This is a genomic window from Streptomyces sp. SID13031 (assembly GCF_010548305.1).
In the GTDB taxonomy this organism is placed as follows: Bacteria; Actinomycetota; Actinomycetes; order Propionibacteriales; family Kribbellaceae; genus Kribbella.
In genome coordinates, this window is the sequence record NZ_JAAGLV010000005.1 from 39,285 (window position 1) to 54,972 (window position 15,688).

Consider the following 15,688-nt stretch of genomic DNA (forward strand, 5'->3'; position numbering starts at 1 on the left):
GAATGACGAAATGCCGGAAGACGAGACCATCACCGAGCAGCGGGTTCGCAACCGCTGGGGCGAGGGCGACCGGCTGCGCGTCGAGATCCTGGAAGGCGCCGGCCGGCTGCTGTCCGAGCTGGGTGGCGAAGACGGTCTGACCATTCGCGGCGTCGCCCGCGCGGTCGGGATCGCGCCGGCCAGCATCTACCAGCACTTCGCGGACCGGGCCGCGTTGATCGACGGCCTGGTGGACTACGAGTTCGGGCTGCTGGTGAAGGCCATGAGCGAGGCCGACGAGAGCCTCGACCCAGCGGACGTGATGGGCCGGGTGCGAGCCCAGGTCCACGCTCACCGCGACTTCGCCGACGCCAAGCCGGGGCACTACCGGTTGCTATTCGGTAAGGCCACCCGCCGGGCGGTCAGTGGTGAGCGCCCGATCAACGGTCCGCTGCTCGAGGTGTTCACGAGCTTCATCGCCGCCTTCGATCGCTGCGAAGAGGCCGGGCACACGCTCCGGGTCCCTAGTCAGCGAGCCGCCTCACTGGTCTTCGTGAGCGTGTACGGGCGGGCCGCGCTGCTGGACGGGGTCCGGATCGAGCAGCCGGGTGAAGACTTCCTCGACGATCTCGTCTCGCTGATCTTCGCCTGACCTTCCCTCACTTACTGTGATCTCAATCTCACTGCCTGGTTCCGCGGACCCAAGTTACCTAACGTTTGTTCAGTAAGAAAACATTCGTTCGGTAACTCTGGGGAGCGACGATGTCCGAAATCATTCAGGACCTGCCGGCCTATCCGATGGCTCGTGGCGGCTGCCCGTTCGATCCGCCGCCGGAGCTGGACCGGTTGCAGGCGGAGGATCCGCTGTCCCGGGTCAACCTCTGGGACGGCAGTACCCCGTGGATGGTGACCCGGTACGACCACAGCCGTCAGCTCCTCGCCGACCCGAGGATCAGCTCCGACCCGCGCAACGACGGATTCCCGTTCACGAATGCTGCCCAGTCGCAGAACCGGGGACAGTTCAACGCCTTCATCGTCCGCGACGATCCGGAGCACGCCAGCCAGCGCCGGCTGGTGACCGCGGACTTCATGATCAAGCGGGTCGAGGCGATGCGGCCGCGGATCCAGGAGATCACCGACGGCCTGATCGACGACATCCTGGCCGGCCCGAAGCCCGTCGACCTGGTCGAAGCCCTCGCGCTGCCGCTGCCGTCCCTGGTGATCTGCGAACTGCTCGGCGTCCCGTACGCCGATCGCACCCTCTTCCACCGGCTCGGCAAGACGCTGCTCCGGCGGGACAACACCGCTGAGCAGAGCCGGGCAGCGAGCGAGGAACTCCGGGAGTACTTGCGCGGCCTGGTGAAGCGCAAGGACGACGAGCCGGGTGACGATCTCCTCAGCCGCCTGATCGTGGAGCAGTTGCGGACCGGGCAGCTGGGCATCGAGGACGTCGTCGACATGGGCCTGCTGCTGCTGATCGCCGGCCACGAGACGACCGCCAACATGATCGCTCTGGGCACCGTTGCCCTGCTGGAGAACCCCGACCAGCTCGACGCGCTCCGCGCCACCGATGACCCGAAGGTGGTCGCGAACGCCGTCGAGGAGCTGCTGCGCTACCTGACCATCGTCCACAACGGGCGCCGGCGGGTGGCGCTGGAGGACATCGAGATCGACGGACAGGTGATCCGCAAGGGCGAGGGCGTGATCGTCGCGACCGAGATCGCGAACCGGGACGAGGAAGCCTTCCCGGATCCGGACAAGCTCGACATCCACCGCTCTGCCCGCCACCACGTCGCCTTCGGGTACGGCGTACATCAGTGCCTTGGGCAACCACTTGCCCGGGTCGAGCTGCAGGTCGTCTACAGCACCCTGTACCGGCGGATCCCGACCCTCGCGCTCGGGGTTCCGGTGGAAGAGCTGCCGTTCAAGCACGACATGGCCATCTACGGCGTGCACGCGCTGCCGGTGACCTGGTAAACGAGAGAAGGGAACTGAGATGAAGGTCGTTCTCGATCAGGACAAGTGCATCGGTTCCGGACAGTGCGTGCTGTCGGCGCCAGAGGTTTTCGACCAGCGCGATGACGACGGCATCGCCGTCCTGCTGGAGGAGACGCCCGAGGCCGGCGCCGAGGAAGGTACGCGAGAAGCCGCGCGGATCTGCCCGGCGCTCGCGATCGCGGTGGCGGAGTAGCCGCGCGTGATGGAACACGTGATCGTCGTCGGTGCCTCGGCCGCGGGTCTCACCGCGGCCGAGGCGTTGCGGCGCGAGGGATATGCGGGGGAGCTGACGATCGTCGGCGAGGAGCGACACTCGCCGTACGACCGGCCGCCCCTGTCGAAACAGATTCTCCGCGGCGCCTGGGACAAGGAACGGATCGTACTGCGCTCCGACGAACTGCTCGCCGACCTGAACGCAGCGTGGATCCTCGGTACTGCGGCCAGCGCGCTCGACGCGTTGGGGCGCAAGGTGACTCTCGCCGACGGCCGCGTGCTCGCCTACGACGGTCTGGTCATCGCGACCGGCGCGACTCCACGGAGGCTGCCGTTCGGACATGACCTGGCTGGGGTGCATCTGCTCCGCACGCTCGACGACACGCTGGCCCTTCGCGACGGGCTTCGACAAGCCCGGACGGTGGCGATCGTCGGCGCAGGTTTCCTCGGTGCCGAGGTGGCGGCGGTGGCTCGCGAGCTTGGCCTGGCGGTCACGATGATCGACCCGCTGCCCGCACCGATGATCAGGCAGTTCGGCGCCGAGATGGGCTCATTGCTGGCGCAGCTGCATCGGGGCCACGGCGTGGATGTCCGCTGCGGCATAGCGGTCAGCGCGTTGACGGGCGACGAGGGCCGAGTCACCGGTGTCGAACTCGCCGACGGTTCGCAGGTACCGGCCGACCTGGTCCTTGTCGCGGTCGGTGCGACACCGGCCACCGGCTGGCTCGCCGGCAGTGGGCTGGTCATCGGCGATGGTGTCGAGTGCGACCAGTACTGCGTTGCCGCACCCGGCGTCGTCGCCGCCGGTGACGTGGCTTCGTGGGACCACCCCGGTGTCGGCCGCCGACGCTTGGAGCATCGGATGAATGCGACCGAGCAGGCGACCGCCGCGGCGAAGAACCTGCTGGGGCAGAGCATTCCGTTCGAGCCGGTCTCCTACTTCTGGACAGACCAGTACGACGTGAAGATCCAGGTCTACGGCAGATCCGGCGACGACCTCGACTTCCGCATCGTCGCCGGCGATCCCGCCGACGGCCGGTTCGCCGCGCTGTACGGCGACGGCGAGCGGGTGACCGGCGCGCTCGCCTGGAACCTCCCGCGCCAAGCCCGGGTGCTACGCGAGCACGTCGCCCGAAGAACTCCTTGGAGTTCCACGGAAACGGAAAGCCTGTAGGCCTACACCGACCGTCTGGCCCGAGGTCGGTGCGGCGCTCAGCTCTCCTGCTCGCCGAGTTTGTTGCGGAGGATCTTCCCCGTCGCGTTGCGGGGGAGGTCCTCCACGAGCACGACCTTGCGGGGCGCCTTGTACCGCGCGAGGTTGGCGCGGACGTGCTGGATCAGCTCGTCCTCGGTCACCTCTGCGTTCGGTACGACGTACGCGACCAGGCGCTGACCGAACTCCTCATCCGGTACGCCGACCACCACCGCCTCGACGACGTGCGGGTGACTCATCAAGCAGTCCTCGACCTCGACCGGGTACACGTTCTCGCCACCCGACACGATCATGTCGTCCTCGCGACCGTCCACGAACAACCGCCCGGCGGCGTCGAGATGCCCCAGGTCGCCCGTGCTCATCCGCCCGTCGACGACCGTCTTGCTGCTGCCGTCCGAGTAGCCGCCGAAGACGAGCCCGCCACCCGCGAAGATCCGGCCGGTCACTCCGGTCGCGACCGGCTGGTCGTCATCGCCGAGGATCCGCACCGTACTCCCGAGGCAGGGCCGCCCGACGGTGCCCGGCGCCTCGATCAGATCGCGCGAGGTCGCCATCGTCGCGATTCCGATCTCACTGGACCCATAGGCATCACACAGCACCGGACCGAACTGCGCGATGAACCGCTCGGCCAGTGCCGGTCCCAAGGCGGCTGCGCCCGAGATCACCGCCCGAAGAGAGCGCAGATCATGCTCGGCGATCGCGGCCGGTCCGACGTCGAGCATCCGCTGCAACATCACCGGTACTGCGACGATCGCGCCGGCCCGGTTGGTGTCGACCGACGCGAGCACCGCGGCCGCGTCGTACCGGCGGGCCAGGACCAGCGGGGAGCCGAGGAACAACGCGAGCATCGAGTTCAGCAGACCCAGCCCGTGGAACAGCGGCGGGCAGATCACCATCGGCTCACCGGCGCGCAATCCGATCCGGTTGAGCGTGCTCGCGGTGAGGCCGGCCAGACCCCACGCGGTCGGTGCTCTCGGGGCTGCCTTGGGAGCGCCCGTGGTCCCAGAGGTGAGAATGGTGATGTGACCGGGCTTGTCGGGTCTCGGCGCCTCCGGTGCATCACTGTCGGCGAGTTGGTCGAGCGTCACCTCGCCATTGCCCCAAGCCACCACGCTCGGCAGGTCGCCCACTGCGTCGGCGAACTCCTCATCGTGGATCAGGAGATCCGGCCGGTGCCGCTCCAGCACACTCTTGAGCTGCGGCGGCGCGAACTCGGTGTTGACGAACAAGACATCGGCGCCCAGTCGCGAGGCAGCCAGGGTCGCCTCGAGGAACCACCGATGATTGCGGCACAGCACCGCAACCTTGCTCCCGGCAACAATCCCGTACTGCGCCCGCAGCGCGGCCGCCTGGCGCGAACACCGTCGATCCAGTTCGCGGTAGCTGATCGTGCCGCGCTCGTCGATCACCGCGGGCTGGTCGGGAAACCGGATCGCGGCGATCGCGCCGAGCGCCGCCATCGACTGACCCCACTGGCGCAACGCCCGCTCGATCGGCACCAGGTGCGCCGGCCGCGCTGAACGCCACACGCCTGACTTGATCAGGGCGACCGAGACGCCGCTGAGCTCACCGGCGGCGTGCACCAGCCAATCGGGCGGTCGCATCGGCCCGATCGGTCGTGGTGCCAACCGCCGCGGTCTCATCAGTCGGCCCGGGTCGTCACTGGTCGTCCTTGCGGGCCCGGTTCGTCAGCCGGAAGTACTGCTCGAACAGCCGGTCGGTCGGCACCCGGAAGAGGTTGCCCAAGGCGTCGGCCGGCCGGACGAACGGCGGCGTGATGTTGTGCGGCCGGTCGGCGACGGCGGAGCAGACCTGATCGGCGGCCTGCTCCGGACTCAAACCGGGCAGGCTGTTCAGCTCGGGTGTCGGTGAGCTCATCCGGGTGTGGACCAGCCCCATGTAGACGGTCGAGGTGGTCACCCCGTCGTCGCGCACCTCCTGCGAAACGCACCGCAACCACATGTCGAACGCACTCTTCGACGCCAGGTACGCCGACCAGCGGGCGAGTGGTGGAGTCCGCACTCCGGCGGTCGACACGTTCACGATGTGGCCGGAGCCGCGCTCGCGCATGGACGGCAACAGCTCCAGGACGAGCTTGGCCGGGCCGAGGTAGTTGACCGAGTTCGTCCGCTCGATGTCGTGGAAGCGCTGGTAGGAGTCCGCGACCGATCGCCGGATCGACTTACCTGCGTTGCTGACCAGCACGTCGACGTGCCCGTGCTCGGCCAGCACCTTCGCCACGACTGCCTCGATCGCTGCCGGGTCGGCCAGGTTCGCCGGGTAGACGAAGGCCTTGCCACCGGCTGCCCGGATCTCTTCGGCGACGATCTCGAGCTGCTCGGCCGTCCGCGCCAGGAGCAGCACGGTCGCACCGGCGCGCGCCAGCCGCTTGGCGGTCGCCTCGCCGATCCCGTACGACGAGCCCGTCACCAGCACGACCTTGCCGCGGACGGCGAACTCCAGCCGGTCGTCGGGGATCCTGGATCGCCCGTTGGTCAACGCGACGAGCAGGGGCCAGCCGAACGGACGCTTCCCGGTCTCCATACCTCGACATTACCGACTGGTAGGCGCGCTGGCGATCCGCTCCAGCCAGTCGGCGATCAGGACCGCGAACAGCGCGGGTTGCTCGAACTGGAGATTGTGGCCCGCGCGGTCGAGCACGGCGTACGAGGCGCGGGGGTAGTGGGGGAGCAGCGAGTACTGATCCTCGAACCCGGTGATGGAGTCCTGGTGGCCGCAGAGGATGAGCGAGGGGCGGGTGTAGATCGGGCCGCTCTCGGGCGCGATCGTGAGCGCCCAGCTCTTGCGGATGCGGTCCATCGCCTCGACGTCGGCCGCGTTCAGCCCTGGCTCGACGTCTCGTTGGTACCGCCTGAGTGTGTCCGCCGTCTGCAGCACGGCCATCCCGGCGAATTCCTCGACCTGCTCTGGGGTGAGGGTCGCGACGACGGCCGGGTCGCACTCCAGCGTGACGTGGTCGGGCACGGTCCGGTCGGCCTGCTCCAGGGCGACCCCGATCGGGCAGATGAGCCCGAGACCGAGGATCTGGCCGGGCCGTTCGGCGACCAGGCCACGCGCCAGGTAACCACCGTACGACTCGCCGATCAGGACGAAGGGCTCGGCGCCGATCTCGTCGTCGATGAACTCCCGCAGCGCGGCCATGATGCCGTCGGAGCTGTCGATGTCGCCGGCTGGGCTCTGGCCCATCGCGGGGAGGTCCGGGTAGAGCCGCCGGTAGCCGGGACGGTCCGCGAAGATCGGCTCCAGGCAACCGGTCATCAACCGGTGGTCGGGGGTCCAGCCGTGCAGCGCGAGCACCGGGGTGCCTTCGCCGTAGGTGACGTGGTGAAGCGCCATCGTGATGCCCTCTCGCAGTACCGTCGAACCCATGTCACGTCGATCCTCGCACCTGCCTCCGACAGATTCCGCCGTACTGCGCGCCCGGTTGGAGCGCGCCCGAGAAGCCGCCGCCGGCACCGGGTTGCTGATCGCCCCGGGCTCCGATCTGCGGTACCTGCTCGGCCGTGAAGGCGGTTCGCACGAACGCCTCACCACCCTCGTCATCCCCGCCGACGGGCCGCCTGCTCTCGTAGTACCGAAGCTGGAAGCGCCTGGGTACGCAGACGTCCCGACCGCCGAGCTCGGCGTCGAGATCGTCACGTGGGTCGACGGCGACGACCCGTACGCCGTGGCCGCGGACCTGCTCGGCAAGCCCGATCGCGTGGCGGTCAGCGACTTCACCCCGGCGTTGCACGTGCTCGCGATGCGGGCGGCGATGCCCGGCGTGGAGCAGATGCTCGCCGGACCGATCGTGCGGGAGCTGCGGATGCGCAAGGACGCGGCCGAGGTCGATGCCCTGCGCAAGGCGGGCGCCGCGATCGATCGGGTGCACGCGCGGGTCGGCGAGTGGCTGCGGGCCGGGCGGACGGAGGCGGAGGTCGGCGCGGACATCGCCGCGGCCATCGTCGAGGAAGGGCACCTCGCGGCCGAGTTCGTGATCGTCGGAAGTGGCCCGAACGGCGCGAGCCCGCATCACTCGCTGTCGGATCGTGTGATCGAGTCGGGCGATGTTGTCGTGGTCGACATCGGCGGGCCGGTCCCCGAGGGGTACAACTCGGACTCCACCCGGACGTACGCCGTCGGCGAACCGCGTGACGCGGATGTCGCTTCGACGTACGAAGTACTGCGGCTGGCTCAGCAAGCGGCGGTCGATGCTGTGCGCCCAGGTGTCAGCGCGGAGTCGATCGACGCCGCGGCGCGCGAGGTGATCGCGGCTGCGGGGTTCGGTGAGTTCTTTATCCACAGGACCGGACATGGGATCGGGCTCGACGTGCACGAAGAGCCGTACATTGTCAGTGGAAACGCGCTGATTCTCGAACCAGGCATGGCGTTCAGCATCGAGCCGGGGATTTACCAGCCGGGTCGGTGGGGCGCCCGGATCGAGGACATCGTCGTCGTCACCGCAGACGGTGTGGAGTCGGTCAACCAGCGTCCGCACGAGCTGGTGATCCTCTGACCTGACCGGGGCGGTGGGGCAGACATAGCCACAGAGTCAACTGGCGCGGAAAGTCTTGCGGTAGGCGAGTGGTGGGATGCCGACCTCGCTGCGGAGGTGATGCCGGAGCGAGGCCGCTGTGCCCAGGCCGGCTGCCTCGGCAATGCGCTCGACTGAGAGGTCGGTCGTCTCGAGGAGGTGGCAGGCGTGCCGGACGCGTTGCTGAAGGAGCCAGTTGCCCGGCGACTGGCCGGTCTCGGCCTTGAAGCGGCGGCTGAAGGTGCGCACGCTCATCCGGGACCGCGCGGCCATCGCACCAAGGGTGATCTCCTGATCGAGTCGCTCGAGCACCCACGCTCGCGTGGGCGCAGTACCGTCGGTGCCTTCGTCCGGTACGACGCGGTCGATGAACTGTGATTGACCGCCGTCACGCCACGGCGCCACCACGCAGTGCCGGGCGGCCTTGTTGGCGACCTCGCTGCCGAAGTCGCGGCGGATCAGGTGCAGGCACAGGTCCAGGCCGGCCGCTAGTCCGGCCGAAGTGATGATGTCGCCGTCGTCGATGAAGAGCAGGTCCTCGTCGAGCAGCACCTTCGGATAGAGCGCGCGGAACAGGTCGGCGCGCTGCCAGTGCGTCGTCGCGGGCCGGCCATCGAGAAGACCGGCGGCGGCGAGCACGAAGGCCCCGGTGCAGATCGAGGCGATCCTGGTGCCGGGCCGGATCGTGGCGAGTGCTGCGGCCAGGTCGTCGGGCAGGGTGCCTTCGTGCCGCGGCTGCGGGATGTAGGTCCCTGGGATGATCACCGTGTCTGCTTCGGCCAGCGCTTCCGGGCCGTGGTCGGGGATCAGGCTGAACCCGATTCCGGCGCGGATCGGGGCTGTCCGCAGTCCACAGATCTTGACGTCGTACAGGTGGGTGCCGTCGGCCGTGGTGGCCTCGCGGAGCACTGTCGGGGGAATGGTCAGGTCGAAGCCGACGACGGGCTCCAGGGCCAGTACTGCGACCTTGTGCGGTGTGATGTGGGGACCCATGGCCACATCTTGACACATGGTGTCGTTCTGGCCACTGGTTCGGCGAAGAATTCTCCCGCACACTCGCCTGGTGACAGAGATTCTGGAGAAGAAGACGGCCCGGCGGCGGTTGCACCGCGCCTGGCCCGTCGCTGCCGTCGGCTTCATCACCTTGATCGGCGCTGCCGGCTTCCGGTCCGTACCGAGCGTGCTGCTCGACCCGTTGCACGAGGAGTTCGGCTGGTCGCACGCGACGATCTCGTCGGCGGTATCGATCAACCTGCTGCTGTACGGCCTGATCTCGCCGTTCGCCGCCGCGTTGATGGACCGGCTCGGGCTGCGCAAGGTGGTCAGCGGCGCGCTGGTACTGATCGCGCTCGGCAGTGGTCTGACCATTTTCATGAACTCGTCCTGGCAACTGCTGCTCTGTTGGGGGCTGCTCGTCGGCGTCGGTACCGGGTCCATGTCGATGACGTTCGTCGCGACGATCACGGGACGCTGGTTTGTGGAGCGCCGTGGACTGGTCACCGGCATCCTGACCGCCGCCGGTGCGACTGGGCAGCTGGTCTTTCTTCCCCTCATCGCTCGGCTGGCGACCTCGTACGGGTGGCGGCTGCCCGCACTGGTCGCGGCTGGCGCCGCGCTGGCCGTAGTACCGCTGGTGTTGCTGTTCTTGCGTGACTACCCGAGTGATGTCGGGTTGCGGGCTTATGGCGCTCCGGAGGGGAGCACTGCCGGGCAGCGGGTCGAGGCGACCGGCAATAGCGGAGTACGGGCTCTGAGTGCGCTTTGGATGGCTATGCATCGGCCGGCGTTCTGGATGCTGGCCGGCGGATTCGCGATCTGCGGGGCGTCCACGAACGGCTTGATCGGCACTCACTTCGTGACGGCTGCTCATGATCACGGGATGCCGCCGACCACCGCGGCCTCGTTGCTCGCCCTGGTCGGGATCTTCGATGTGGCGGGCACGATCGCGTCGGGGTGGCTGACGGACCGCTGGGATCCGCGGTATCTGCTGATCGCCTACTACTCGCTGCGCGGGCTTTCACTGCTGGTACTGCCGTCGCTGCTCGGGCCGACTGCTCAGCCGAGTGTCTGGGTGTTCATCATCTTCTACGGGCTCGACTGGGTGGCGACCGTGCCGCCGACGGTCGCGCTGTGCCGGGAGTGGTTCGGGGTGGACGGGCCGATCGTGTTCGGCTGGGTCTTCGCCTCGCACCAGATCGGCGCGGCGATCGCGGCCACCGGCGCGGGCATGATCCGGGACGTACAGGGCAGTTACAACCTGGCCTGGTACCTCGCTGGCGGGCTGTGTGCGGCTGCCGCGTTGATGTCGGCGAGTATCGGACGCCGGATCGCCGTGGCGTGATCCCTTCGGCTAGCCTCGACATTGGTTGAGGTTCGAGCGGAGGGCGACTAGTGGACAGCGAACCGGGCGAGCTCACGGTCGGCCAGCTGGCCGACCGCAGCGGGGTGGCGATCTCCGCGCTGCACTTCTACGAGCGGCAGAACCTGATCATCAGCCGCCGGACGCCGGGCAACCAGCGCCGGTACAAGCGCGACACCCTGCGCCGGGTGGCGATGATCCGGATCGCCCAGCGCGTCGGCATCCCGCTCGCCGAGGTCGCCGCGATCCTCGCCCTCCTGCCGGACAACCGCACCCCGACCCGGCAGGACTGGGAACGCATCTCCGAGTCCTGGCAAGCCGAACTGGACCGCCGCATCGTGCACCTCGAGCAACTCCGCAACGACTTCAAAGACTGCATAGGCTGCGGCTGCCTCTCCCTGGACCGCTGCGCTCTGGCCAACCCCTACGACACCCTTTCCACTCGAGGTCCCGGCCCGCAACGCCTGGTAGACCCCGCCGGCACCCCTTGCCACCCCGCCGGCTGCCGCTGACCCACCGCAGCGCGCCCCAACCCTCCCGCGGCATTTCGGCGGTTAACCGCCGAATGTGGTTGGGGAGGGAGGTGGGGTTGCTCGGGTGGGTTTTCCACAGGGGGCTGGTGGGGGCGCGCGGGGTGGGGGTGGTGGCGTCTAGGGTCGGTGGCATGGGTGAAATCGAGCTGTCGGATGAGCGGGCGGCGACTGCTGCGGGAGTGATCCGCGCGATCGCTGGGGATGGCGCGAGTCTTCGGGCTGACCAAGAGACCGCGGTCGCGGCGTTGTGCGAGCCGAATGCTCGGGTGCTGGTCGTCCAGGCGACCGGCTGGGGCAAGTCAGCGGTGTACTGGGCGGCGACGGCGATCCGCCGGGCCGAGGGGGCCGGGCCGACGCTGGTTGTCTCGCCGTTGCTGTCGTTGATGCGCGACCAGGTGGGTGCGGCAGGGCGGGCTGGGCTGCGGGCGGCGACCCTGAACTCCTCGAACGTGGACGACTGGTCCGGCATCGAGAGCGACCTGCGCTCGGGTGCGATCGACGTACTGCTGGTATCACCGGAGCGCTTGGCCAACCCTGGCTTCGGTCGGCGCGTGCTCGACGGACTGGCCGGCCAGATCGGTCTGTTGGTGATCGACGAGGCTCATGCCGTCTCGGACTGGGGGCACGACTTCCGGCCGGACTACCGGCGCGTGTCCGACGTGCTGCAGAAGCTCAACCCGCAAACCCCGGTGCTCGCGACGACCGCGACGGCCAACGCGCGGGTGACCGATGACGTCGCGCATCAACTGGGCGAGTCAACACTGGTACTACGAGGTCCGCTGGCGCGCTCAAGCCTGCAACTGGCCGTGGTCGATGCGCTGTCGCCGTTGGACCGGTTCGCCTGGGTCGTCGACCAACTGCCGAAGCTGCCCGGATCGGGCATCGTCTACACGTTGACGGTGTCCGATGCTCAGCGGCTGGCCGCCGCGATCCAGGAGGTGCATGGCGCGGCGGTTCCCGTCGCGGCGTACACGGGTGGGCTGGAGGCGGGGGAGCGGGAGCGGCTTGAGGACGCCTTGCGTGGCAACGAGTTGAAGGCGCTGGTCGCGACCTCGGCGCTCGGCATGGGGTACGACAAGCCCGATCTCGGGTTCGTCGTGCACGTGGGTTCGCCGCCGTCGCCGGTCTCGTACTACCAGCAGGTCGGGCGGGCCGGCCGTGGCATCGACCATGCGGTGGTGGCGTTGCTGCCGTCCGATGCCGACGCGGGCGTGTGGGACTACTTCGCCACCGCGACGATTCCGCAGCCGGACCAGGTGAACAGGTTGCTGCGTGGGCTCGAGGCTTATGGGCCGGACCAGCCGGCGACCGTGCCGTCACTGGAAGCGGAGACCGGCCTGCGCCGGGGCCGCGTCGAGCTGATGCTGAAGCAGTTGGCTGTCGACGGCGCCGTCGAGCGAGTCGAGCGCGGCTGGGTGCGGACCGCCGCGGAGTGGACCTTCGACGCGGCCCACTACGACGGCATCGTTTCGGTACGGCGTCGCGAGGCCGACATCATGCGCGCCTACACTCGCGGCGAACGTTGCCTCATGCAACTACTGCAGGAGTCGCTGGACGACCCGTCGGCCGAGCGCTGCGGCCGTTGCTCGGTCTGTCTCGGCCTGCTGCCGGATCCGCTGACCGCAAAACCCGACCCGGAGACCGTGCAGGCGATCACCCGGCTGCTCCGCGGGGAGACGCACGTCCTGGAGCCGCGGAAGATGTGGCCGGGTGGCGCCTTCGGTGCGAAGGGAAAGATCCCGCCGGCGCTGATGGCCGAGCCAGGTCGCAGCATTGTTTACGCAGACGCGCCTGAATGGCGCGAGGTGATCCGTTCGGTCTTCAGCTCCACTCCGGAGCCTGCTGCCCTGGATGCGCTGAAGGTGGGTTGTGTGGCTGCCCTGTCGCGATGGCGCGATGCGTGGTCGCGGCGTCCCGAGGTCGTGGTGACGCTTCCGGCGGCTGGGCATCGCCAGTTGGTGAGCGAGGTCGCCAATCACCTGGCCGAGATCGGCCGGCTGGAACGGGCCGAGCTGACCGTCGACGGCTCCGCGTTCACCGACGACCTCTCCTCAGCCGAGGAAGCGAAGGTCTGGCGAGACGGAGTTTCCGTCGACCCGGCGACTGTCCAAGCCATCACCGAACGCTCGGTCCTGCTGGTCGTCGATGCCTCGTCGTCACAGTGGCCGATCACGGTCGCTGCCGCCAAGCTTCGGGAGTCGGGCGCAGCAGCGGTACTACCGCTGCTGATCCATCGAAGGCCGTAGCTGCCAAGCGGTGCAGCCGTCGGGGAGCGTCAGTGGGTGAGGGTGTTGATGAGGCGGGCGGTCAATCGGGCCAGGCCTTCGGCGCTGGGGGTGCCGGGGTCGGCGTGGAAGATGCACAGTGTGAGGCCTTCGGGGCCGTTGATCTGGAGCTTCTCGGCGTGCAGGTCGAGGTGTCCGACGTCGGGGTGATCGAAGCGATTGACACCGCTGATCCTGGCGACGATGTCGTGCCGGTTCCACAGTTCGCGGAACCGGTCGCTGCCGGCTGACAGTTCGTCCACCAGTGCCACCAGATCGGGGTCGTCGAGGTTGGAGCCGACCTGCGCCCGCAGTGCTGCGACGCCGTTCGTGGTGATCAGGTCCCACTCGGGCCGGAAGGTCTTCTGAGACGGATCCAGGAAGACCTCCCGCAGCAGGTTGGTGCCGGCGAAGTAGTGGGGGGACAGCTCGACGGCGATCGGGTTCGACGCGAGGATGTTCAGCAGTTTGTCCTGGACGTACGCCGGGGTCGTGGTCCAGTTGTTGATCAGCCGCAGCAGGCTCGGGGGCACGTCGTCGACGCTGCCGGCCAACTCGCGTCTGCCGACCGGGTGGGCGAGTTCGTGCAGATGAGCGGTCGCGTCGGGACTCAACTGGAGGACCTTGGCCAGGGCGTCGAGAACCTGATCCGACGGGTGCAGGTCGCGACCTTGCTCGAGTCGCATGTAGTAGTCGCTGCTGATGCCGGCGAGTAGCGCCAGCTCTTCCCGGCGCAGGCCGTGCACCCGGCGCCTTCCGCCGGGTGGCAGGCCTACGTCCTCCGGCTGGACGAGTTCACGCCTTGCCCGCAGGTACTCACCTAGACGATTGCTGTTCGGCACGCCTTCAACGCTAGCCGACCTTCTCGGCTTCAGACGCCACTGCTTCGGAGAACTCGGTCGACTCGACGAAGGTCTTGAGGTCGGAGATCAGGCGGGTCCAGCCTTCGCCGATCATCGCGCGGATCTCGCTGCCGGGCTCGAAGCCGGTGTGGATCACGGTCAGCTTCACCTGGTCGCCGTCCGGTTCCAGCTCGAAGCTCGCCCGGGAGAGCGGCTCGGCGCTGGTCCTGGCCGCCAGTTCGTCGCTCATCTCGGTCGCCTTGGCGAAGTCCGGCGTGATGTGGTGCCAGGTGATCGCGAACCGCCGGTACGGGTCGTACTCCAGCACCTCCTGGCCGGGCCCGGACATCGTCACGTCGCCCATCACCCAGTCGATCGGCGAGCCGACCTTCCAGTCGGTCTGGTGCTGGACACCCCAGTACTGCTGGGTGAAGGCCGGATTGGTGAGCGCCTGCCAGAGCCGCTCCGGCGTGGTCTTGATGTAGGTCGTGTAGACGAAGTCGTTGTCGCTCACTGGTGTTGTCTCCAATGCTGTTTTGAGATCGGCGAACAGGTGCGCCCGCCGGCGGTCGTACCGGTTGATCCAGCGGTCGGCGATGGCGTTGATCGGCTCGGCGTTCAGGTGGTGCAACTTCTCCCGGCCGCGCCGGACCGTGGTGACGAGGTTCGCGCTCTCCAGCACCGCGAGGTGCTTGCTGACCGACTGCCGCGCCATCTCGAGCCCGGCGCACAGTTCGCTCAGCGTCTGGCCGTTGCGCTGGTTCAGGCTGTCCAGGAGCTTCCGCCGGCTCGGATCGGCCAGCGCCCGGAACACCTCGTCAGCCATCACCACTCCATTCATGCAACCAACCGGCTGCCTAACCACAATAGGCAGCCAACTAGCTGCATGTCAAAGGGTTGCTCGAAGCCGTCGCACAAATCGTCTTGACGTCGTACTGACGATGGAGAGGTGAACTTCACCAGCCTCGGCTACCGAACCGATCTGATGTTGCTGCAGCTGAGCGGCTCCGTGCTGACGGACGAAGGCGACTACGTCGTCGTCCGGACGCCGGCCAACCCGGCCTTCTGGTGGGGCAACTACTTGCTCTTCCGTACTCCGTTCGGGCCTGGTGACGCGGTCGCGCGGCAGGAGACGTTTCGGCGTGAGTTCCCGGAGGCGGAGCACCTCGCCCTGGGCCTCGACACGACGGACGGAGTCGTCGGCAGCGAGGAGGAGGTCAAGGCGCTGGGCCTTGAGATCGACCGCAGCACTGTGATGACGGCGACCGAGGTTCAGGAGCCGGCCCGGCCGAACGACACTTCGCAGTACCGGTTCCTGACCAGCGACGACGACTGGGAGCAGCTGCTCGAGCTTTCCCTGACGTGCGCCACGATGAAGGTCGACGAGGAGTACCGGGTGTTCAGCCGGCGCCGGGCCGAGGCGGAGCGAAGGCTCTGCGAGGCTGGGCAGGCGAAGTGGTTCGGCGCTTTCGACGGTGATCGGTTGCAGGCATCGCTCGGGCTGGCGTCGGACGGGTCAGGGGTCGCCCGCTTCCAGCACGTACAGACGAATCCCGAAGACCGGGGCCGGGGGATCGCGAGCACGCTCGTCCATCGGGCGTCGCGCTACGGGTTCGACGAGTTGGGCGCGCACACGCTGGTGATGGTCGCTGATCCCGGCTACCTCGCGATCCGGATCTACCGGTCCCTGGGGTTCGCCGACAACGAGGTCCAGCTGGGGATGGGGAGGCCGCCGGCGGTGACGTGACGGGCG

General features: G+C 68.3%; 15 protein-coding genes. 9 read left to right on the forward strand and 6 right to left on the reverse strand.

Annotation, left to right across the window (positions count from 1 at the left end):
• Positions 1-10: 10 nt before the first annotated feature.
• From G3I17_RS12190 to G3I17_RS12205, 4 genes are all read left to right on the forward strand, one after another.
• On the forward strand, positions 11-631 hold the full coding sequence (locus G3I17_RS12190; protein WP_203590094.1) for a TetR/AcrR family transcriptional regulator: 621 nt from the start codon (positions 11-13) through the stop codon (positions 629-631).
• 110 nt (positions 632-741) lie between these two features.
• On the forward strand, positions 742-1,956 hold the full coding sequence (locus G3I17_RS12195; RefSeq protein WP_164596105.1) for a cytochrome P450: 1,215 nt from the start codon (positions 742-744) through the stop codon (positions 1,954-1,956).
• Positions 1,957-1,975: 19 nt separating this feature from the next.
• Positions 1,976-2,170, forward strand: a complete 195-nt coding sequence (locus G3I17_RS12200; RefSeq protein ID WP_164596106.1) for a ferredoxin — start codon at positions 1,976-1,978, stop codon at positions 2,168-2,170.
• A 9-nt stretch (positions 2,171-2,179) separates the two neighbouring features.
• Entirely contained in the window at positions 2,180-3,364 is a 1,185-nt protein-coding gene (locus tag G3I17_RS12205) for an FAD/NAD(P)-binding oxidoreductase (RefSeq protein WP_164596381.1), read from the forward strand.
• 38 nt (positions 3,365-3,402) lie between these two features.
• Here G3I17_RS12205 and G3I17_RS12210 read toward each other — a convergent pair whose 3' ends face one another.
• From G3I17_RS12210 to G3I17_RS12220, 3 genes are read right to left on the reverse strand one after another with little or no spacing between them, the layout of a single operon-like run.
• Positions 3,403-5,007 carry an AMP-binding protein gene (locus tag G3I17_RS12210; protein ID WP_164596107.1) on the reverse strand — a complete coding sequence of 535 codons (1,605 nt, stop codon included), beginning with the start codon at positions 5,005-5,007 and terminating at the stop codon, positions 3,403-3,405.
• A 55-nt stretch (positions 5,008-5,062) separates the two neighbouring features.
• On the reverse strand, positions 5,063-5,947 hold the full coding sequence (locus G3I17_RS12215; RefSeq protein ID WP_164596108.1) for an SDR family NAD(P)-dependent oxidoreductase: 885 nt from the start codon (positions 5,945-5,947) through the stop codon (positions 5,063-5,065).
• A gap of 9 nt (positions 5,948-5,956) precedes the next feature.
• Positions 5,957-6,793, reverse strand: a complete 837-nt coding sequence (locus tag G3I17_RS12220; RefSeq protein ID WP_239062468.1) for an alpha/beta hydrolase — start codon at positions 6,791-6,793, stop codon at positions 5,957-5,959.
• Here G3I17_RS12220 and G3I17_RS12225 point away from each other — a divergent pair.
• On the forward strand, positions 6,792-7,919 hold the full coding sequence (locus G3I17_RS12225; RefSeq protein WP_164596109.1) for a Xaa-Pro peptidase family protein: 1,128 nt from the start codon (positions 6,792-6,794) through the stop codon (positions 7,917-7,919). The genes G3I17_RS12220 and G3I17_RS12225 overlap by 2 nt on opposite strands.
• A gap of 36 nt (positions 7,920-7,955) precedes the next feature.
• Here G3I17_RS12225 and G3I17_RS12230 read toward each other — a convergent pair whose 3' ends face one another.
• Positions 7,956-8,930, reverse strand: coding sequence for a helix-turn-helix domain-containing protein (locus G3I17_RS12230; protein WP_164596110.1), 975 nt, complete (start codon positions 8,928-8,930; stop codon positions 7,956-7,958).
• Positions 8,931-9,000: 70 nt separating this feature from the next.
• On the opposite strand from G3I17_RS12230, the gene G3I17_RS12235 reads away from it, so the two are divergent.
• The 3 genes from G3I17_RS12235 to G3I17_RS12245 all read left to right on the forward strand — a co-directional run bounded on the left by G3I17_RS12235 (position 9,001) and on the right by G3I17_RS12245 (position 13,075).
• Positions 9,001-10,278, forward strand: coding sequence for an MFS transporter (locus G3I17_RS12235; RefSeq protein ID WP_343238276.1), 1,278 nt, complete (start codon positions 9,001-9,003; stop codon positions 10,276-10,278).
• A gap of 50 nt (positions 10,279-10,328) precedes the next feature.
• The gene (gene soxR / locus G3I17_RS12240; RefSeq protein ID WP_164596112.1) at positions 10,329-10,808 is read left to right on the forward strand and encodes a redox-sensitive transcriptional activator SoxR; all 480 of its coding nucleotides are present in this window, start codon (positions 10,329-10,331) and stop codon (positions 10,806-10,808) included.
• A 152-nt stretch (positions 10,809-10,960) separates the two neighbouring features.
• Positions 10,961-13,075, forward strand: a complete 2,115-nt coding sequence (locus G3I17_RS12245) for a DEAD/DEAH box helicase (RefSeq protein ID WP_164596113.1) — start codon at positions 10,961-10,963, stop codon at positions 13,073-13,075.
• Positions 13,076-13,104: 29 nt separating this feature from the next.
• On the opposite strand, the gene G3I17_RS12250 is transcribed toward G3I17_RS12245, so the two are convergent.
• Both G3I17_RS12250 and G3I17_RS12255 read right to left on the reverse strand, forming a co-directional pair.
• On the reverse strand, positions 13,105-13,935 hold the full coding sequence (locus tag G3I17_RS12250; protein WP_164596114.1) for a helix-turn-helix transcriptional regulator: 831 nt from the start codon (positions 13,933-13,935) through the stop codon (positions 13,105-13,107).
• A gap of 10 nt (positions 13,936-13,945) precedes the next feature.
• A complete protein-coding gene (locus G3I17_RS12255) occupies positions 13,946-14,761 on the reverse strand; it encodes a metalloregulator ArsR/SmtB family transcription factor (RefSeq protein WP_164596115.1) in 816 nt (271 codons plus the stop codon).
• Positions 14,762-14,884: 123 nt separating this feature from the next.
• Here G3I17_RS12255 and G3I17_RS12260 point away from each other — a divergent pair, with 123 nt between their 5' ends.
• Positions 14,885-15,682 (forward strand): GNAT family N-acetyltransferase, encoded by a 798-nt coding sequence (locus tag G3I17_RS12260; RefSeq protein WP_343238277.1) that lies wholly within the window; start codon positions 14,885-14,887, stop codon positions 15,680-15,682.
• Positions 15,683-15,688: the final 6 nt, after the last annotated feature.